The sequence below is a fragment of the Natrinema sp. CRL1 genome, from assembly GCF_059162405.1.
In genome coordinates, this window is sequence record NZ_JBLVOY010000001.1 from 380715 (window position 1) to 398285 (window position 17571).

Below are 17571 nucleotides of genomic sequence, written 5' to 3' on the forward strand. Positions count from 1 at the left end.
GGCTATACGGTCGAATTCGGATATAAGAGCGCGTCAGAACCGCAGTCAATTGACGCGTTTAGTGCTGATCAGCGGCAATTCGCTGCGGGCCGCCGTCGCAGTTGTGACCGATGTCAACCTTGATTATCACTGTACGTCCCAGTCAAAACACTTGTAATCATAAATTGAATGTCTCTGATTTAATAGCTTATGTCCATATATATAGCTAGCCAGCATAATGAAATTCTTTTCGCTAGTACTCAGACTTATGTCGAACCAAGGAATCAATTCTACATAGACGGGAGTGTTCAGGGTTGTTTTTCCGTCCTCAAAAAGCGCGTAGGACCATCGTTTGTATTTTTCTTTAGGATCAGACCCTGAGTCTGAAAAACAAGCTCTACTAAGAGCACCAAGGTGTCCAGATTTATTATATCCCCATCTTGCCATCCTAGAATCGCTCCCAACCTTTCTAATATTGGTATTCAGTCTATTTCCTTTACTGCGGCTAGGGTTCCTTTCGGCGATACCGATGTAGCGAGGAACATCCTCTTCCTTGATTTGATCCGGTGTATGACCCTCATGTGATCGAGTGAACATCATATAAAAAACCCCGTCAAGAGGTTGTCTGGTCGATATCGGAATTTCATCCTTTGACTCAGTAGTTTTGAAGTGGACCCAGCCGTCCTGTTCAATACCATCGATTACCTCCTTCTGTACCTCTTCAGAAACCAAGTGGGTCGCGTCTGTACAAACGCTCTCAGTAGCCAATGCGTGCTGTAGAACCAATGCCTTAGATACTTTTAGTGCCTCTTGTCGAAATCGATCGCTATATTTTAGAACGTTTTCATTATTATTCCCATAGGTGTCTGTTTTAACAACATGCTTGTTTCCTTTAACCTCCGTGTCAAATAGGGGGACTGGGCTCAATGGCTCCTGCTGCTGAAGATATGAAAGCCAAGGAATCTGTCTTTTGTATTGTGTGAATTTTTCTGACCATAATAATTTCCAAGAAATCTTCAATCTTCGATCAGTTACTTCATAATCTCCATAGTGGGATTTCCATAACTCTCTGAATTTAGAGTTAGGAATACGTTGATCTTCAATCATTGTTGAGATAATATCTGGATCTAAGACGTCTTCTTGAACCGATTCAAATTGTGAAGACTGGGTCTCAGACATTTCTTCTATTTTCAATGTGTCGTTCTCACACACAATCCCCATATTCATGGACTCTAATACATTGTAATCATACTTCCGACTACTCACTGCCCTATCTACTAGAATTCAAAACAGATCGGTATTCCCTGTTAGAGGATCTTCCTATACTTACTGAACGGATATTAACTCTACTACCTGCCAAGGATTTCAGCAGAACTGCCGCGTTCGCCATCGAGATCCTGCTCAAATTCGGCCATCAAGATGCCAACGACATCGGTCCGCGAAAGATCATGACCGCGGCGGTTCTCGAGTTGTTCTTGAATCCGTTCGAACTGGTCGGCCTTGCTCCCGCGGAGCGAGACATCGGTTCGCATCTGATTAGTCGTCGAAGGGGTGTTTGATTCGGACGCGATCGCTTCCGTAGTGGGTACTCTCGAGCGTCCAGTCGCGTGAATCGATACGTCTGAGGGTGGTGTCGTCTGAGTAGATCCACTCGGAGCCGATCGTGTTGCCCGCGTCGTCGCTGAACCGTCGGAGTGTGAGCGGTTCGCCGTCGACGAGCAGTTCATCGGGGAGCGTCCGCGGGCAGGTTTCGGCGTCGGCCTTGTGGACATCCGCCGGATACTCGACGATCCCACGGACTTTATCGAGGTCGTTGCCGGAGCCGAACCCCCCGAGCATCGACGCCTGACACTGTGAGGCGATGTCTTCATCGAGCTTCGCGAAGCGCTGGGTGACCCACGCGACGCCCATCCCGTCGCCGTGCCAGGTCGTCGCGAGCGTGTCGAACTCGTCGGGGTAACCGTCCCGCTGGGGAGCGAGGCGGTGGGCCTCGTCCAGCCCCAGGAACGTGCGTTCCTCGAGCTGGGCGAGCGCGGCGATGGCGGTCGCGATCGCCTTTCGCCAGGCGTCGTCGGTCATGCCGTCGCGGGCGAGTTGCAGGCTGCCGTTGTCCTCGAAGATCCGTCGCCATTCGGCCCGTGAGAGGTCGTCAGTCCCCGGTCGGAGCGGGAGCCGCTGCAGGAGTCCCGACTCGACGAGGCCGGTGTACTCGTCCTTGTAGTCGACGAGGACCGTCCGGTCGTACTCCGGCGCGTTGCGTTCCGTATACGCTTGCAGGCCGTACGATTTGCCCCAGTTCGTGCGGGCACCGAACGCGAGGTTCATCGGTCCTCCGAGTCGACGGCGTCGGTTACGTCGTGGATCCCCTGCTCGGCCATCTCGAGACCGCCGGCGAGGGCTTCCTCGAGGACGGCTTGCTGCCGCTCGTTCGGCCACTCGACGACGGCTTCGCGGAACGTCTCGAGGTCGTCGACATCGAAGCGAGTCCGGACGTGAGCGGTCGCGAGTTCGTCGACGCCTCCCTCGACGCCTTGCTCGCGGTAGCGGTCGGCCCACGTCTCTTTGGTCGTCTGCCACTCCTCGTCGGAGAGGTCGGCGTACTGGGCGGCTTCGTCGGCGTTGTCGATGTCAATCGCTTCCTCGACGTACCACGAGGGGAGCGAGTCGTCGATCATCGCGAGCGCCATCGAGCGGATTTGCTCGACGCGGTCGTCGACCGACGGGAGTCCCTCGAGGGGTTCGATGTCGTCATCGTCGACGGCCTTCTGGAGATCGGCGACGGCCTCCATGATCCGCCGCTCGCGGTGAGCGACGATCGAGAGGAAGGCTTCGGCCTGCTTGCTCTGGAAGAACTTGGTCGCGAGAGCCTTCCGCGGGTCGCCGCCGGTCGCGATTTCGCGGAGGTTCATGCCTCCACCTCCGCAGTGGCTCCGCTCATGGAGTCGATCGCCCCGTCGAGCATCTCCGTATCCTCGACGAGAACCATCACGGCGAACAGCGAGGTCATCGCCACGAGTCCCTGACCGGGCCCGAGTTCCGAGCTGCCGCTGAGGTTCTCCCGGTACCACTGGTCCATGTACTCGTCGAGGTCGAGTTCCTTCGCGAGGTCGGCGTACTCGTCGATCACCGCCGACCGGTCGTCGACGCCTGACCCCATCCGGTCCTGGCTGATCGCCGCGCCGGCTCCGAGGGCCCGACAGTAGACGTGGCCGACCGTTTTTCGATCGCCGGTACTTGGACTGTCGTCGTCTTCCGGCTCCTCCGCTGGGTCGTCGACGTCTATCTCGTCGTCGGTGTCTTCGGCGTCGGCTTCCGCGACTTGTTCGGCGATCTCTGGGTCGATATCTGCGTACGCATCTTCCTCCAGGGACTCCTCGGGCTCGTCCTCGCGGTCGCCGTCTCGGTCGTCAGTCAACGAGACCACCCCCGGCCTCGCGGTCGATGCCGTTGCCGCTCGAGTCGTCCTCGTTGGGCGTCGGGTCGGCCGAGTCGGCGTCGATGGTATTCGACCGGCGACGGCGCCACAAGATGACCAGGAGCGCCACGGCGACGGCCGCCCCGATCAGGACCGCGGTCGTCCGGAGACTCGGGCCGCCCCTCGAGGCGCTGCTCGAGGGAGAAGAGCCACTACTCGGGCCCCCTTGAGCGGCCCCTTCTTGCTGGTTATCTGCCTGCTCGTCTGGGTCCCACGGGTCGGTGCTATCTGCGGGTTTCACTTGCTCGTCTCCCTGGTCGTCGTTGCTCTCGTCGGTCGTGTCGCTGCTCGAGGGGCTGCTTTGGTCCCCTTCGTTGCTGTTTTCTGCCTGCTCGTCTCGCTGGTCGTTGCTGCTCTCGGCTCTTTCGGGTTGCTGCTCGTCGCTGCTCTCGAGCCCGTCGCCGTCTGTGCCTTCGCTGCTGGTCGGGGCCCCTTCCCAGGCCCCTTCGTCCCTTGCTCGCTGGTGGTCGTCGCCGCTCATCGCGTTGATGTGGCTCCTGACCGCCTCCCTCGAGGCGAAGGGAGGTTGGTCGTCGTCCCATTCGTCGTCGTGTTTGTCGCACCCCTCGACGGGGCAGAAGTAGCCTGTCATGAGTCGCTCTCGAAGTCTTCGAGTGCTTTCGTGTCGCTTCTCCTGGCTCCGAACTGACCGAGTCCCTCGCGTTCGTCGACATCGTCGCCGTCACCCTGTCGGAGGTAGCCGTCTTGCTGAGCCGCGCGGAACTCCCTCGAGGGGTTCTCGACCCCTTCATCGGGTTCGTTCACCGCGTGGTCGAACAGCGTCTCCTCGGTCTCGTCCTCGAGGAGGTGGTCATCGGTGAGCGGTTGGTCGTCGGTGTCGGGTTCGGCAGTGATCTCCGCCGTTGGATCCCACCGAAGGGGCCGCTGCAGTCGCTCGAGTTCGCTGAACGTCTTGATTTCGTCCTGACCGTGCGCTCGGCGGATGCCATTGATTGCCTTCGCGGCGGCGATCGCGTGGTTGACCGAATCGCCGGCTTCTGCGAGGGCCGCTTCGAGCGTGTCGGTCGCGTTGTGGTAGCCTTGCCAGGCCCGCCGGATCGCACCGAGCCACTTCCCGGTGATTTCGTCGGAGGGGATTTCCTCGTCGAAATCCGAGAGGAGCGTCTGTACCTCAGTTTCATCGAAGCCACATTCGTCAGTGAGGAACTCGCAGGCGGCATCGTCGCCGTCCTCACAGTGGGTCGCCGCGTTACCGCATTGATCGCCAGCAGCTCGCGTCCGGGCGAGTTGCTCGTCGACGTCCGATTCGGAATCGAGGCGATCACCGCGCTCGTCTCGAGTGGCCCGCTTGGCAACGTCGTGGTGTTCGTCGACGGTGAGCGACGGATCGAGGTACGCGAGCCAGTCGTCGACGCCCTCGTCGCGCATTACCGCCTTGACCGAGCGGGCCCACGGGACGTTCGCCCGTCCCTTCGACCAGTCGATCGACTCGATTTCGTGATCCTCGAGCGGGAGCTGGCCCGAACCGTCACGATCGGCCTGGCTATCGGACGCTTCAACCGTCGCCGTCTCGAGAACGTGGTCGGGTACGTCCGAAGAGATCGCGACGGTCTTGAGTCGGCGATCGTCGTCGGTACAGAGGTAGTCCGCGTACTCCTCACGGAACTGGTCGGCCGCCGCTTTCGAGCCGAACTCGATCCGTTCGGTCATCAGTAGGCTCCGGTGATGTAGCGGGCGAGTCGGCAGTTCTTCAGCGTCCTCGAGTGGCCGTCGTAGCCGCCTTCTGGGTCGGTCTGTTGGAGCGACGACCGCTCGAGGACCTCCTCGAGGTCGGGGGTGACGTGCCAGGATTTCTGGCCGGTTGGGGTATCGACCCAGACGACGGGCCACTCCTCGTGCCAGTACCAGCCCGCGGTGTTCGGGCCCCACGTGAGCCGGATCGCTCTGGCGAAAGCGATCGCGAGGAGATTCCGGTCGTGATAGACCTCGTCGATAGGCTTCTCGTCGGTCGGTGGCGGGTTGTCTGCACCCATGGTCAAATGGGACTCTCGAGCAAGTGATAGCGGTCGGGAATATCATAGTCTCGTACTGGTGAGACTAATGTTTAAACAGATTCAGCGCTAGTTAGGAACGTAGCCATGCCGATCCACCAGTTGACACAAGTCGGTCGTACGTCGGGCGGTGTTGTACTCCCGAAGAGCGAACTTCGGGCGCTTGGATTGGTCGACGAAGATGGAAATGTGAAAGATCAACCAGTGCGGGTGACGCAGACAGATGCAGGGACGTGGGAGGTATCCGTGATCGATCCGAACGATTATCCAAAGGGCGAGGCGCTCTGATTTGGAACAGCTACTAACACTTTACATCGAATCTCGATTGCCGAGAACATAGCCTAATAGAATAATCAAAACAGTCCCAAAGTAGGTCTCCACCAGCACAACTGCTCTGGTAAGTCTATTCATGAATTCATTTTGTACGCCAGTAGGAGGATGAGGGGCAGAGGTCACGAAAGTAGTAATACTGTAGTGTAAAGGGCCACCTTCCCATGTTGATTCGGGGATAGAGGAGTACCAAAGAGTTGAGGCTACAATTAGCAGTATTGTCCAAGCTACGGTGTATCTTAAACGAACGCCGTATCCGGTCAGCAACTCGGAAGTCCCCCTCAGTGCAAATGATATATAGCTACGCTCGTACAGGGCTTCGATAGTTCTCGCTCTCTGTTGCAGAAAGTACAGCGATTTTTGAGAGGTGTTCAACGCATTTTGCTTGAACTCTTCACGAATCTCATCGTAAGATTTTGCTAATGTGTCCCAACTACGGGTTCCCTCTGGCTCCCAGCAAAAGCCTTTAAATTCTGTTGAGCCGCTTAATTGTACGTTTTCAATGTTTATCCCTCGTACGTCCCCCCTGTCGAAGGTGGTTTGTCGAAGATCAGCGCTAGAAAGATCGGAATCGACTAATGAAGCGTTCTTGATGGTACAACCGCTTATACGAGTGCCTACTAGACTAGCATTGTAGAGGTTTATACCAACGATCTTACTATCATTTAAAATTGATTGGTCAAAGTCAGCGAGTCGGAAGTCGCCATAATCTAGATTAGTGGAGCTCAGATCGATTCCCGATAAGTCGATCTGAAATGCCTCTACATGACTTAAATCGGCATTTTCGAGCGTTGCCTGAGTAAAGTCACTTACTTGAATCTCCGCGCCTTGTAACTTGGCACCTGTAAGGTCTGCATCACTGAAATTTGCATTCTGAAGATTAGTATCATAAAATTCCGCATTCCTAAGAGTGGCACCCTCAAAATTAGCAGACGGGAGGTTACTATTAGTGAAGACAGCACCAGATAAGTCGAGATCAGAGAAATCCGCACCCTCATGGTCTAAATCTGAGAAATCCTTGTTTCCAGGCCTCATACCTACTGATCAGGAGATATTGCTATTACTTCAATTCTTCTAATGTAACATGATTGCTGAAATATCAACTCTGAAAATATGCTGCGTACGCTAAAGAACAACGATTAGAGATATTTCTCGTTTCGCGGTTTGACTATTTCTTTCAGTTCTTGATTGAATTCGTCACCATCACGAGCCTCGTGTACTCGGCGATGACAGTTCGGACACAGGGCAATAACGTTCTCCGGATCGTCAGGACCACCATCACTCCGGCGAGTAAGGTGATGAACTTCGAGGAACGGCTCACCCTTCTTGTTCACGAACGGTGCATCTTCTTCACAGCCCTGGCAAACACCGTCTGCCATTCGAAGTGCGAACTCTCGGACGAATTCGGAGCGCGGGTATGAGCGTCCACCGCTCGAGCTACGTGTTGAGGTCGTTGAGCCTGATGGAGAGCTCTGCTTTGCTTTCTGAAACAGTTCCTCATCCGATAGCGATCGAGGTGTCCCTCTCTCGCTCTCGATCTCTGTTCCGCCGACGGGAGCTAACCGAAATCGGAAGGCGTCGCGAGGTTCGTCGTTTTCGTCCTCCAGTGTCTCGGTACGATGTGTGAGATATTCGTACTCACCGAGGTATGTGACGATCCACGGCATATCCGTGTCTTCGAAGAGATGGAGATCGTCACCGTTCTCCTTGTGGTCGCGGATTGCCTTGTTCCCGTCGTCCATCGTCATATCGCCCTCGGTTCCTTCACCAGTGTAGAGGAAAGTATCGTCCTCGAGGAACTCGTCTTTGTAGCCGTAGTTGCTCCCAGAGTCACCCGTGAAGATGAAAATTAGAGGATGTTCACTCGGTGTCGCGATTCCTTTGTACCGCTCTCCTTTGAGGACGTCGTGGATGAACCACCGGCTGTATGTCTCACCAACTTCGAACTCGCCGTCTTCGATCGGGATCGAGTAAATTCCATCCTGTTTGGTGACCAATTCAAGAGACTCGAGCCAGCTCAGGTGCCTAGTGACAACGTCTTTCGGTAATTCGTAGTCAGGGTAAGCGCGTTGGAGCTGCAGTTGTATCTCTTCTACCGTTCGATGGCCATTTGGAATTGTCCGACAGATTTCGCGAAACCCATCGACTGCTGTTGCGAGTCCCTCGTACATGACCAGGGGCTCATCTTTTCTCCAGAAGGTTTCACCCTTATTCGTGGTTTGATAGCCATCAGGCGTGTTCTCAAGTAGGTCGATCGTCTCGAGAAACGAGATATTCCCTCGAACACCTTCTTCTGAGCTAGCGGTTGTGTTTTCTATTATCCATCCTGTGAGATCTGCACCTGTTGGCTTCTGCTTCGAAACGAACCGAAGAGTTGACTGAAGGTTTTGGATCCGATCATCAACTCCCCCGAAAAACACCTCAGCAGTCATTCGCGTCATGGCTTGCGATATCTCACGTCTAAGAAATAAACCTGCGCGAATCGGATGTAGATCAAGATACGGCCCGCCAACTTAATCGACGTGGTTAGACCAAAATCCCAGACTGATTTCCCGGTTGGTAAGACCTGAGAGCGTTATTCTGTGGACTTTGATGATGTGCGAAAAGTTTTACCCGTTAGAACAGTGTACCTTCATTCCAGAACAATGGGCGAGGCGCCAGGAATTCCCCGAGTTGTGCTCCGATATTGGGCAATACTCGGCTTTTTCCTCGTTCCGATTAGTATCGGCCATTCCCTATTTATGAGTCCGACTCTCATCGGGAGCTATTTCTTTATTCCCGAACTCGCGGGCTACATTATGTATACTGCAATATCTTGGTTCGTGATTTATACAGCATTAACTGTTTCCCTATTTCGGGTCTCAGGTGTTGAGTCCCTTCGGGAGTTTTTCGAAAATATGAGTGGTCAAGAGAAACGCTCGCTAGTTATCTTTATTGCGATATTAGTCAATTCAATCGTGTTGATCGGAGCCATAGTTGGCATCACTATTGCCAGCGTATCTGCTCCCGCAATAGGTATTGCAGTTGCAGTGACTTATCCAATATTCGAGCTTAGATTTATAGTGTCAGCACCCACTCCTGCCCATCTTATCATGAAAATAGCGTTCACTGTGGCCCATATGCTCGGGACAGCTGGGGACGTTACTGCAGAAGCCTTCTTAGATAGTGTCGTAGGTGGGAACCATAATTCACCTCCAGCTGCTATTGTGCACTGACTATTTCGAGCTCCTCAGTCAACATACAGCGAAGAGGTGCCCAGCCTCCAGCGGTAAGTATAACCCACGCGATTACCCTTGATTCCACACCTGTCGGAAGTACAGGAAGGGAAGAAAGAGAGAAACTAACTAAGGTTGTAGTTGTCAATACGAACAATCCCACTGGAATACCAATAATCACGATCGCCTCGATACCTGCTTTCAACCAAAAACCAGCGACCCGCTTAGGCGTACTTTTCGATTCATATCGCCAGCGGACAATACGTTCCTGCCACGTAACGGACTTGGCTTCAGTTTCTTTCTCTGAACTTCTTTCAATCTGTTCTGCTTCCATTCGTATGAATATCATCCCCTTCACATGCCCTTGTCTTCAATGTAATCTATTATTTCGTCAATCTCATTAGATTATAGGGCAGTAATGTCCGAGAACCCACTCTTTGAGGTCACAAGGGTGTCCGCGAAGCCTGTCCTCGATGGCATTTCGAGCGAGATTAGATACAATCTCTATACCGTACATCCAGTTCCTCAGTTTCTGTAGAGTCAAAACTGAACATTGAGGACAGGGGATTTGCTATATAAAGTCGTCTAAGGTACTTTCTGTGCTATCGTCAGACGACTGGTTTTCGTATGATCCCAGTGTTTCATCAAAGCTACTGGACGACATATGAGCAGAGATATTATTGACAGAGAATTTATCGACGAAGTCAGCAACGGAATCGGCTATTGGAACACGGCGCAATTGACCATATTTCTCGTAAGATGCATTAGCAACCTTTCCAACCGAAGAGTTCCATAGCACGCGTTCCCCCTGGAGCTGAGCTTGAACAACACCGAGTGAGACAAGACAATCGAATATCGCACCTCTAAATGAATGATATTCGAGAACCTCTACATTCATTCGTTGGTCGCCTGGTTCTCGTATCAGTAGCCAGTTTATACCATCTGTTGCAATACCGTAATTTGTTTCGGTGGTTCTATGATCCAAGTACTCTCTCAGATCCCGGATAGCCCGTTTGTAGTGGTTGAGACGTTTGCATTCGCATAGAATTGGCTCTGTAGTATTGGATATATATACGTCAATCGAACCACCATGTCCCTCAAGATACCGTTCCGTGATGAAATTGTATCCGATTGATTCACACACAGGCCAGACAAGGTACTGATTAACGAATTGTTCTGGATCCTGCTTTAAGAGATCCTTTTTGATAACCTGTTTCTCTCCCTTAAGAATTCGACTAGTCTGACTTGGGGCACGATTTGCAAGTTCATGGCAGAATGACGCCAAATCAGATTGTACCATCTTTTGTAAACTCCTGGCTCTGAATTGTATATGTCTATAGCATCATATTTGCTTTAGATCTAACTGTTCGAGAATCGTAGTAGAGTCGGATAGGGGTGTCTGTGAAGCCGATCTCCAAGAACATCTTACCGGCGCTTAGGGGGACCTCATATATTGATAACTTTATTTTCGTGTTCTATAGGAAAAATCGAAATAGGATTAAAGCGAATGTATTTGGATAGATATTAATTTAATATACATTCATTTCTATATAACATTCCAAAAAGAATTTATGATTAGGATGTACAATATCTCTTAGATGACGACCAGAACTACCTTTCGACTGGCAGAATTTGACTTGCCTACATCCGAACTTCCATCGCCGGAAGAATTAGCCGACAATATTGATGATGACGAATTCATCACACGGAAAGAAGATGAAGATCCAGTAACTGGTAATGAATTAGAATACCTCGAAAAAGGGCGCGATCTCTATTACGAAACTAGCAGAGATTCGCACAACTTCTGTTATTTCACGTATGTCACAGATACTGATGAGAGCTTTAGAGTGAGAAATGATGATAATGAAGAAGTCGAGCAAAACGAAACGATCTTAGAAACATCATATGTTCTCTACTTCGATACAGGAGAGTTTGTTTTCCAAACGAGACAAGACATGGCAGAGGCATGGATTCCCGCGTTCATCGCGGATGTTTCTGACCTGGATGTAGATAATGACTATTTCACTCGAAAATCCTTTGGCCAAGACGAAATAGAGGATGTCTATAATTTAGCTGACACAGTTAGCAAAATAAGCTTTAGCCAGCCTGGAGATGACGATGATCTGAGCGACTCAGATCTGAGTAGCGAGATGCGGACCCTCGTAGACCTTTGTGAAGGTCTTACATTCAGCACTGGTCAAGGAGATGGAGATTTAAGTGGAAACTCGATTATCGATACTGCAGTCGAGTCCTTAGATGTTAAACAATTAAACACCAAGCGAGGGGACGAAAACACAGTGACCGTAAATGGATCTGGGCGACTTACTATCTCCTGGAACGAAAATAACTGGGATGATGATGTAAGGGTGCGTAATAGAGCACAAACGATTCGTTCAAAAGTCAGACCGTATCTATAGCAGATCGCGTTTGCCTGTCCGAGAATTACGGTAGAGTCGGACAGAATCGGCCCGATCTCCCCCTCGAGCACCACCGAAAAAACTAGATTCCCGGCGGTTCTTGTCCGACATGCAGGCATCCCGGACGCATGAATCTACAACAGCATGAGAACCGCGACGACATGAAGGTCTGGCTCAGCCAGAACGAAGTAGAAGAGTTGCTCGAGGCGGCCGAGGATACCCAGCAGCGGATCGCGTTCGCGCTCGGAGCGCGATGCGGCCTCCGTTCACATGAGGTCCTCGACGTTGCGCCGGAGGACATCGTCGATACCGATGCCGGGACGATGCTCCGCGTCTGGCACGGGAAGGGCGGCAAGTTCCGAGAGACACCCGTGCCGCGAGATCTCGCGACGACTATCCGGACGGTCGACGACGTCCGCGACGCGCCGACCAGCTCGTCGCTCGTCGAGATCACGAGTACGCGATCACTCCGGCGGTGGGTGCGATCGGCTGCCGACCAGCTGTACGAGGAGACGGGAGACGCCGGCTGGGATCACCTTGGGTTCCACGATCTCCGTCGGACCTGGGCGACTGCACTCGCCTCCGACGATGTCGATCCGCTCTTGGTCTGTGACTGGGGCGGTTGGAACGACCTCGAAACCTTTCTTGAACACTATCGAGGGAGCTTCAGCCCAGAAGCTCAACAGAGAGAGCGTAGTAAGGTTAGCTGGCTATAGGAGATTTCAACGTAAACATCAGAGATCAAAATATAACCTGCAAGTCTGAATAGCAGTCTACTCAACTCGACCAGAGCGGGAAGACTAAGTTGGAAATAGTTTTACTTGAAATATGGCATTCGAAGCAAAAGTTGATACGATCTATGGTTTATTCACCTCAAACTCCATTTTTAACATCCCCAAATTCCAAAGAGAATATATTTGGGGTCCTCCAAAGTGGAACCAATTATGGGGCACTTTGACATCTCTGAATGACGACGATGACCAACTTTTAGGCACGATAATCATCTCAGAGAGATCTCAGACCGCAATACAAGGTTCATTTACTAGAATTGTCGAACTAATTGATGGACAACAAAGACTGGTGACTATTTCGCTACTTCTTTGCGCAATCCGGGACCAGTGTAAAGACAGAAATATAGATGATCTTTTGGATATAATTGACGGGATGCTATGGGAAAAATTTGAGAATGAACCTCGCTTACGGGTATCTAACAATAATTCCCAGGAATATATTCAGATGCTTGAAGGCAAAGAAACAGAGAGCAGTGGACTTATCACGAGATGCTATGATTTCTTTCAGAATAAGATTGAATCTCTCGGGGACGATGAATTAATAAGTCTGTTTCAGAGGACAACTCGAAATATCAGCTTCGTCTTAATATCTTCAGAAGAGGGGGTCGAAAGTGGACTATTTTCCCTTTTTGAAATAGAGTCCAACATTCGGTCGTACCGAATGAGAGAAACAATCGATGATTTTGAAGGATTAGTTAGTGAAGACAAGAAGGAGAAAAAGTACCAAAAGTTCCTGGAAAGGAACCTCTGGATGCTCGGTACAGAGTATGTGAAACTGGTAAAGCGAAATTTGACTCGTGAAGATGAAGTCGATCTGGCTCTCGAATCAATAAATGGATATTTAGATATTATTGAACTCAAGCGTCCTCATCACCCAGTGGTCAACTATGATAGTTCCCATAAAACATATTATCCTGCTGCTGAGCTAACAAAGGCAATTACACAAGTTCAGAACTACATATACAATCTAGAACAAGACCAGCATCGAATTTACTCTAAGGACGGATTGCATGTTCTAAAACCACGTGGTATAATTATTATTGGAAAAGACTTAAACGAGGATGAACGGGAGGGTCTACGGATAATTCAAAGCCATTTAAATAGAATTGATATTATAACATACAGTGAGTTAGTTTCAAGATCCCGACAAATTCAATTTGCCGTGGAAGATAACATACTTCCTGATGATGAATCTATAGAGTAGCTGCTACGTCTATGGACAAGCAAGATCTCTTTAGTAACTATTTTTGAGAGTTCGAGGTGATGGCTTTTGCCGATTCTCGACATCGAGCTCTCCATCGAGATATCCCTGACCCTCACATGTGATTTCGTACATGTGACTATCCTCAAAGAGTGGGGCAACCAGTCCTACCTGAGAAAGCAGTTGACAACGCTCCCTAACCCGCCCACGCGATGCGGTGAGATTGACTGCTCGAGACATATGCCGTGGTGTCGACCACGAATCCTCCGAGAGCCACTCAAGGATCCGTTCATCGAGCGTGCACATCCAGCAGGCGGGTTTTCGACTCATTACGATTCGGAGGTTTGGCTTGCAGTGGGACCGTTGTTCGAGCCGTTTCCGTTGAGGTAGACCTCGTTTTCGGCGTCGTACTCTTCATCGAGGTACGCTTTTCCTCGATCGGTGATTGTGTAGACTCCGTTTCCGAGAGGAGTAAGTAATCCGTGCTCTGCAAGTTTTTTGCATCTTCGGGATACAGAAGATGGAGAAATATGAATAGCGTCTCTTTCCGTTAAATCTCCTACTCTCCCTGCATCCTCATCCCGGATGATCTCCAAAATCCGATCATCCCAGATCGTCATCCATGTCCCAGATTGTCTCATCATACTCTGTTATGCTACATTCCCACCTAATACTCTGGAATTTGCTGATTAGACTAAAGTTTGGTTTGTATACCTGACCGTTGCATTTATGCAATGCCACTCTAATGGTGCAGGTACGGAGCTACCAACTCGGCTGAAGATGACTCTTGTTGGTATGTGAGACCGGGCGGCGTGCCAGCGCCGCCCAGAAGGTAGCTCCGTCGATCAGAGTATGAACTCCGGAACTTCAGTGGGGCATACACCCCACGCACGGCAAGAGGCATCGCCAGCCAAAAGGTCTAACGCTCGCTGCGCCTGCGGCGCTCGAGCGGAGTGCTACGACGCCCGATTCGACGAACCAGCCTGCCGATCATGCGCGACGATCCACGCTGACGGCGGTCCCACTTCGGGTTCGCCCGAGGAACGACGTCAAGCCGATACGCTCGAGACGATCGTGAGCGAGTTGCGATACCAGAACGCTGTTCTCACCGAGGTTATCGCCACCCTCGACGCGATCCACGGCGAGGGAATGCGCTCGGCGACGGCGATCCAGACGGCGATCGACGATCACCTGGCTACTCGAAACGAGCAGGGGGTGAGCCGATGAACGCCCGCAGTCCCTACACCTGCGATACGCCGAGTTGCACTAACTGGAAGGAAGTCTTCACGCCCGACGGCTATGTCTGCGAGGACTGTGCGGACGAACTCGCGCAGGAGTACGACGCCGAGCCCAAGCTGGTCGCCGACGGCGGTATCGCGTGGGGCGATCTCTCTGGCTTCCAGCGTGACATCCTCGAGGCGATCGCTCACCTTGAATCGACCGACGGGGAATCCTATGGGCTCGCGATTCAGGAGCGCCTTGAGCAGTACCACGACGAGGTGCTCCACGGACGGCTGTACCAGAATCTCGACCGTCTAATCGACGATGGACTCGTCGAACAAGGGGAACTCGACGGCCGGACGAACAGCTACACATTGACGCCCGACGCTGAGGTGCTGCTCGAGGAGAGTGTCTACCGTCGTGCCGACGCGTGTGGACTGCAGGTCTCCGAACCTGATGACGACGAGGACGATGACAGCGATGACTAACGAAGCGTACACCACGGGGCTGTGTCCGACCGTCGATTCGTATGTCCTCGCCGTCTGCAGCGACGATGGTGTGATGTGCACCGTCTGCGGATCCGAGGTCGAGCCTATCTCTCGCCGACTTAGGGGTAAACGATGAGCGACGACCTCGAGCCGATCTCGCCCCGTGAGGCGGTCGACCTCTACGTCTCACACCGCGAACTCGAGATCAGCGCGAAGACGCTGCAGAACCACAAGTACCGGCTCAATGCCTTCGTCGAGTGGTGCAACGAGGTTGGAATCGACAACCTCAACGATCTCACCGGTCGGGATCTCCACCGCTACCGGGTGTGGCGACAACAGGACGTGAACATCGTCACGCTCCGCGGGCAGCTCGCGACGTTGCGCGTCTTCCTCGAGTTCTGCGCCTCGATTGATGCCGTCGAACCGGGGATGCGCGAGCGAGTGAAGCTTCCGGACGTCGATCGCGGTGACGAAGCGCGCGACGAGATGCTCGACGCCGATCGAGCCCACAAGATCATCGGCTACCTCGAGCGGTACAAGCGCGCGAGCCGCGAGCACGTCATCATGGCGATACTCTGGCATACGGGGATCCGCCTCGGGAGTCTTCGAGCAGTCGACCTCGAGGACTACGAACCCGAGGACCAGTGCTTCTGGCTCCGCCATAGGCCGGATACCGACACACCGCTCAAGAATCAGGAGCCGGCCGAGCGGGCGATCGCGCTCGACGACTACTACTGCGATGTCCTCGACGAGTACATCCGCTTCCACCGCCACGATGTCGTGGACGACCACGGCCGCGAGCCGCTGGTAACGAGCGATCAGGGCCGGCTGAGTTCCGGCCAAATTCGGTCGGAAGTGTACCGGCTCACACAGCCCTGCATGATCGAGGGGTGTCCCCATGACCGCGATCCGAACGACTGCGAAGCCACGGAGTACGGGCACTACTACGACTGCCCGAGCAGTCTCTCGCCGCATACGATCCGGCGCGGCGCGATTACGTACCAGCTCCGCGAGGACATCCCCGAGAAAATCGTCAGCGACCGCTGTGACGTTTCCTCGGAAGTTCTTGATCGCCACTACGACCGCCGTACAGACCGTGAGAAGATGGAACAGCGACGCGACTTCATCGAAGACCTATAACAGGAACATGACTCTCAAGCAAGCCGCTGTCAGCACTGTCGTATCGATAGCCGTCAGAACACCCTTAGGGAACGGAATTCAGCAAGTAGAAAGCCTGAAACGCAAAATTTCGAGTGGACTCGCCGGGATTTGAACCCGGGGCCTCTCCCATGCCAAGGGAGTGATCTACCCCTGATCTACGAGCCCTCGTACGCATCCTCCAGTTCCCGTCGGGAATAGATAAACCCCTCGAATTCCTCGAGTCCCCGTCACGGTCACACATTCTCATCGTCACGCCCCGTCCACGGCTCGAGTCCGCCGGTGTGTCCGCAGTGCGACGAGCCGGTCTCCACCGTTAGTCTCGAGTGCCGATAGAGGACATTGGGTCCCTGTGGCTGCCCGACTCGACGAAGCGCGGCGGCTCTGAGACCCACAGCAGCGACACACGACAGCCGCTCGCCGAGGGGAACTCGGACGAAACCCGAGCGGCTTACGAACGCTTTTTCCGAACTCCCCGACGAAATCAGACGATGGCCGGGGACCAGGAGCGAGCACACAGCCGAGACGACGTGCGTGACACCTACGATCGGATCGCGACACACTTCGCGTCCACGCGGGAGTACGCGTGGCCCGAAGTCGAATCCTTCGTCGCAAGTGCGACCGACCGCGGGCGCGGCGGCGTCGGACTCGATCTCGGCTGTGGTAACTGCCGGCACGCCGAACTCCTCGCTGCCGACTGCGAGTCTGTCATCGGTCTCGACGTCAGTCGTGGGCTGCTCGAGACGGGGCGAAACCGGGCGCTCGAGCGCGAGTTCGATGTCGAACTGCTACAGGGCGACGCGGCGAGCCTTCCACTGGCAGATGACGCGATCGATATCGCGGTCTACGTCGCGACGCTGCATCACCTGCCGACGAGAGCAGCCCGCCGAGCAAGTTTGAACGAACTTGCGCGGGTGCTGTCGCCCGATGGTCGCGCGCTGGTCAGCGCATGGTCGACTGCCCACAACCAGTTCGATGAGACCGAGGGCTTCGATACGACGATCGAGTGGACCCTCCCCGGCGGCGAACCGGTCGATCGCTTCTATCACATCTACGCGCCCGACGAGTTCGAGGCCGATCTCGAGGACAGCGATCTCGAACTCCGCGAGTGGGAACTCTCGAGTGGCAACTGTTACGCGACGGTGGCGGGCGACGACCGATCACGGAATCGGTAGCGCACTGGGTCGTAGCCGTCGCGGGCTCCGCGTGCGGTGTCGACCGCTTGCTCGAGGGGGATCTCGCTGTGTCGTTTCGATGTCCGTACCGCTGATAGCCCACGGGATG

General features: G+C 53.4%; 23 protein-coding genes and 1 tRNA gene. 9 read left to right on the forward strand and 15 right to left on the reverse strand.

Annotation, left to right across the window (positions count from 1 at the left end):
- Window positions 1–126: 126 nt before the first annotated feature.
- The 8 genes from ACJYUO_RS02060 to ACJYUO_RS02095 form a co-directional block, all read right to left on the reverse strand.
- The gene (locus ACJYUO_RS02060) at window positions 127–1245 is read right to left on the reverse strand and encodes a hypothetical protein (RefSeq protein WP_494343752.1); all 1119 of its coding nucleotides are present in this window, start codon (window positions 1243–1245) and stop codon (window positions 127–129) included.
- Between the two features lie 83 nt (window positions 1246–1328).
- The gene (locus tag ACJYUO_RS02065; protein WP_494343753.1) at window positions 1329–1511 is read right to left on the reverse strand and encodes a hypothetical protein; all 183 of its coding nucleotides are present in this window, start codon (window positions 1509–1511) and stop codon (window positions 1329–1331) included.
- Window positions 1512–1515: 4 nt separating this feature from the next.
- Complete coding sequence (locus tag ACJYUO_RS02070) at window positions 1516–2304, reverse strand: ATP-binding protein (RefSeq protein WP_494343754.1); 789 nt, start codon at window positions 2302–2304, stop codon at window positions 1516–1518.
- Window positions 2301–2888 (reverse strand): hypothetical protein, encoded by a 588-nt coding sequence (locus ACJYUO_RS02075; protein WP_494343755.1) that lies wholly within the window; start codon window positions 2886–2888, stop codon window positions 2301–2303. The genes ACJYUO_RS02070 and ACJYUO_RS02075 overlap by 4 nt, the downstream gene beginning before the upstream one ends.
- Entirely contained in the window at window positions 2885–3403 is a 519-nt protein-coding gene (locus ACJYUO_RS02080; RefSeq protein ID WP_494343756.1) for a hypothetical protein, read from the reverse strand. Before ACJYUO_RS02080 ends, ACJYUO_RS02075 begins: the two co-directional genes overlap by 4 nt.
- Window positions 3387–4046, reverse strand: coding sequence for a hypothetical protein (locus ACJYUO_RS02085; protein WP_494343757.1), 660 nt, complete (start codon window positions 4044–4046; stop codon window positions 3387–3389). The genes ACJYUO_RS02080 and ACJYUO_RS02085 overlap by 17 nt, the downstream gene beginning before the upstream one ends.
- Window positions 4043–5125, reverse strand: a complete 1083-nt coding sequence (locus ACJYUO_RS02090; protein ID WP_494343758.1) for a hypothetical protein — start codon at window positions 5123–5125, stop codon at window positions 4043–4045. Before ACJYUO_RS02090 ends, ACJYUO_RS02085 begins: the two co-directional genes overlap by 4 nt.
- Complete coding sequence (locus ACJYUO_RS02095) at window positions 5125–5448, reverse strand: WDGH domain-containing protein (protein ID WP_494343759.1); 324 nt, start codon at window positions 5446–5448, stop codon at window positions 5125–5127. The genes ACJYUO_RS02090 and ACJYUO_RS02095 overlap by 1 nt, the downstream gene beginning before the upstream one ends.
- A 105-nt stretch (window positions 5449–5553) precedes the next feature.
- Here ACJYUO_RS02095 and ACJYUO_RS02100 point away from each other — a divergent pair, with 105 nt between their 5' ends.
- Complete coding sequence (locus ACJYUO_RS02100) at window positions 5554–5754, forward strand: DUF8053 family protein (protein ID WP_494343760.1); 201 nt, start codon at window positions 5554–5556, stop codon at window positions 5752–5754.
- Between the two features lie 21 nt (window positions 5755–5775).
- Here the strand turns inward: ACJYUO_RS02100 and ACJYUO_RS02105 are convergent, their stop codons facing one another.
- The gene (locus tag ACJYUO_RS02105; RefSeq protein WP_494343761.1) at window positions 5776–6831 is read right to left on the reverse strand and encodes a pentapeptide repeat-containing protein; all 1056 of its coding nucleotides are present in this window, start codon (window positions 6829–6831) and stop codon (window positions 5776–5778) included.
- Window positions 6832–6935: 104 nt separating this feature from the next.
- Window positions 6936–8237, reverse strand: coding sequence for an HNH endonuclease (locus ACJYUO_RS02110; protein ID WP_494343762.1), 1302 nt, complete (start codon window positions 8235–8237; stop codon window positions 6936–6938).
- Window positions 8238–8441: 204 nt separating this feature from the next.
- On the opposite strand from ACJYUO_RS02110, the gene ACJYUO_RS02115 reads away from it, so the two are divergent.
- On the forward strand, window positions 8442–9011 hold the full coding sequence (locus tag ACJYUO_RS02115) for a hypothetical protein (protein ID WP_494343763.1): 570 nt from the start codon (window positions 8442–8444) through the stop codon (window positions 9009–9011).
- On the opposite strand, the gene ACJYUO_RS02120 is transcribed toward ACJYUO_RS02115, so the two are convergent.
- Both ACJYUO_RS02120 and ACJYUO_RS02125 read right to left on the reverse strand, forming a co-directional pair.
- Window positions 8998–9345 (reverse strand): hypothetical protein, encoded by a 348-nt coding sequence (locus tag ACJYUO_RS02120; protein WP_494343764.1) that lies wholly within the window; start codon window positions 9343–9345, stop codon window positions 8998–9000. The genes ACJYUO_RS02115 and ACJYUO_RS02120 overlap by 14 nt on opposite strands.
- 237 nt (window positions 9346–9582) lie before the next feature.
- Complete coding sequence (locus tag ACJYUO_RS02125; RefSeq protein WP_494343765.1) at window positions 9583–10311, reverse strand: hypothetical protein; 729 nt, start codon at window positions 10309–10311, stop codon at window positions 9583–9585.
- Window positions 10312–10609: 298 nt separating this feature from the next.
- On the opposite strand from ACJYUO_RS02125, the gene ACJYUO_RS02130 reads away from it, so the two are divergent.
- The 3 genes from ACJYUO_RS02130 (at window position 10610) to ACJYUO_RS02140 (ending at window position 13423) form a co-directional block, all read left to right on the forward strand.
- Window positions 10610–11428 (forward strand): hypothetical protein, encoded by an 819-nt coding sequence (locus tag ACJYUO_RS02130; RefSeq protein WP_494343766.1) that lies wholly within the window; start codon window positions 10610–10612, stop codon window positions 11426–11428.
- Window positions 11429–11556: 128 nt separating this feature from the next.
- Window positions 11557–12144, forward strand: a complete 588-nt coding sequence (locus ACJYUO_RS02135; protein WP_494343767.1) for a tyrosine-type recombinase/integrase — start codon at window positions 11557–11559, stop codon at window positions 12142–12144.
- Window positions 12145–12256: 112 nt separating this feature from the next.
- Complete coding sequence (locus ACJYUO_RS02140; RefSeq protein ID WP_494343768.1) at window positions 12257–13423, forward strand: DUF262 domain-containing protein; 1167 nt, start codon at window positions 12257–12259, stop codon at window positions 13421–13423.
- 30 nt (window positions 13424–13453) lie between these two features.
- Here the strand turns inward: ACJYUO_RS02140 and ACJYUO_RS02145 are convergent, their stop codons facing one another.
- On the reverse strand, window positions 13454–13750 hold the full coding sequence (locus ACJYUO_RS02145) for a winged helix-turn-helix domain-containing protein (RefSeq protein WP_494343769.1): 297 nt from the start codon (window positions 13748–13750) through the stop codon (window positions 13454–13456).
- Window positions 13750–14061, reverse strand: coding sequence for a winged helix-turn-helix domain-containing protein (locus tag ACJYUO_RS02150; protein WP_494344422.1), 312 nt, complete (start codon window positions 14059–14061; stop codon window positions 13750–13752). The genes ACJYUO_RS02145 and ACJYUO_RS02150 overlap by 1 nt, the downstream gene beginning before the upstream one ends.
- Before the next feature lie 433 nt (window positions 14062–14494).
- Between ACJYUO_RS02150 and ACJYUO_RS02155 the strand changes: the two genes are divergently transcribed.
- From ACJYUO_RS02155 to ACJYUO_RS02165, 3 genes are all read left to right on the forward strand, one after another.
- Window positions 14495–14647, forward strand: coding sequence for a hypothetical protein (locus ACJYUO_RS02155; RefSeq protein ID WP_494343770.1), 153 nt, complete (start codon window positions 14495–14497; stop codon window positions 14645–14647).
- Window positions 14644–15129, forward strand: coding sequence for a PadR family transcriptional regulator (locus ACJYUO_RS02160; RefSeq protein ID WP_494343771.1), 486 nt, complete (start codon window positions 14644–14646; stop codon window positions 15127–15129). The genes ACJYUO_RS02155 and ACJYUO_RS02160 overlap by 4 nt, the downstream gene beginning before the upstream one ends.
- 132 nt (window positions 15130–15261) lie before the next feature.
- On the forward strand, window positions 15262–16269 hold the full coding sequence (locus ACJYUO_RS02165; protein WP_006109943.1) for a tyrosine-type recombinase/integrase: 1008 nt from the start codon (window positions 15262–15264) through the stop codon (window positions 16267–16269).
- A gap of 114 nt (window positions 16270–16383) precedes the next feature.
- Here the strand turns inward: ACJYUO_RS02165 and ACJYUO_RS02170 are convergent.
- Window positions 16384–16455, reverse strand: a tRNA-Ala gene (locus tag ACJYUO_RS02170).
- Window positions 16456–16778: 323 nt separating this feature from the next.
- Here ACJYUO_RS02170 and ACJYUO_RS02175 point away from each other — a divergent pair.
- A complete protein-coding gene (locus ACJYUO_RS02175; RefSeq protein WP_494343772.1) occupies window positions 16779–17462 on the forward strand; it encodes a class I SAM-dependent methyltransferase in 684 nt (227 codons plus the stop codon).
- Window positions 17463–17571: the final 109 nt, after the last annotated feature.

Coding starts and splice junctions, on each gene's coding strand:
- ACJYUO_RS02065 (WP_494343753.1), bottom strand. CDS start 1,511: ATGCGAACCGATGTCTCGCTCCGCGGGAGCAAGGCCGACCAGTTCGAA.
- ACJYUO_RS02070 (WP_494343754.1), bottom strand. CDS start 2,304: ATGAACCTCGCGTTCGGTGCCCGCACGAACTGGGGCAAATCGTACGGC.
- ACJYUO_RS02075 (WP_494343755.1), bottom strand. CDS start 2,888: ATGAACCTCCGCGAAATCGCGACCGGCGGCGACCCGCGGAAGGCTCTC.
- ACJYUO_RS02085 (WP_494343757.1), bottom strand. CDS start 4,046: ATGACAGGCTACTTCTGCCCCGTCGAGGGGTGCGACAAACACGACGAC.
- ACJYUO_RS02090 (WP_494343758.1), bottom strand. CDS start 5,125: ATGACCGAACGGATCGAGTTCGGCTCGAAAGCGGCGGCCGACCAGTTC.
- ACJYUO_RS02095 (WP_494343759.1), bottom strand. CDS start 5,448: ATGGGTGCAGACAACCCGCCACCGACCGACGAGAAGCCTATCGACGAG.
- ACJYUO_RS02100 (WP_494343760.1), top strand. CDS start 5,554: ATGCCGATCCACCAGTTGACACAAGTCGGTCGTACGTCGGGCGGTGTT.
- ACJYUO_RS02105 (WP_494343761.1), bottom strand. CDS start 6,831: ATGAGGCCTGGAAACAAGGATTTCTCAGATTTAGACCATGAGGGTGCG.
- ACJYUO_RS02110 (WP_494343762.1), bottom strand. CDS start 8,237: ATGACGCGAATGACTGCTGAGGTGTTTTTCGGGGGAGTTGATGATCGG.
- ACJYUO_RS02115 (WP_494343763.1), top strand. CDS start 8,442: ATGGGCGAGGCGCCAGGAATTCCCCGAGTTGTGCTCCGATATTGGGCA.
- ACJYUO_RS02120 (WP_494343764.1), bottom strand. CDS start 9,345: ATGGAAGCAGAACAGATTGAAAGAAGTTCAGAGAAAGAAACTGAAGCC.
- ACJYUO_RS02125 (WP_494343765.1), bottom strand. CDS start 10,311: ATGGTACAATCTGATTTGGCGTCATTCTGCCATGAACTTGCAAATCGT.
- ACJYUO_RS02130 (WP_494343766.1), top strand. CDS start 10,610: ATGACGACCAGAACTACCTTTCGACTGGCAGAATTTGACTTGCCTACA.
- ACJYUO_RS02135 (WP_494343767.1), top strand. CDS start 11,557: ATGAATCTACAACAGCATGAGAACCGCGACGACATGAAGGTCTGGCTC.
- ACJYUO_RS02140 (WP_494343768.1), top strand. CDS start 12,257: ATGGCATTCGAAGCAAAAGTTGATACGATCTATGGTTTATTCACCTCA.
- ACJYUO_RS02145 (WP_494343769.1), bottom strand. CDS start 13,750: ATGAGTCGAAAACCCGCCTGCTGGATGTGCACGCTCGATGAACGGATC.
- ACJYUO_RS02150 (WP_494344422.1), bottom strand. CDS start 14,061: ATGAGACAATCTGGGACATGGATGACGATCTGGGATGATCGGATTTTG.
- ACJYUO_RS02160 (WP_494343771.1), top strand. CDS start 14,644: ATGAACGCCCGCAGTCCCTACACCTGCGATACGCCGAGTTGCACTAAC.
- ACJYUO_RS02165 (WP_006109943.1), top strand. CDS start 15,262: ATGAGCGACGACCTCGAGCCGATCTCGCCCCGTGAGGCGGTCGACCTC.
- ACJYUO_RS02175 (WP_494343772.1), top strand. CDS start 16,779: ATGGCCGGGGACCAGGAGCGAGCACACAGCCGAGACGACGTGCGTGAC.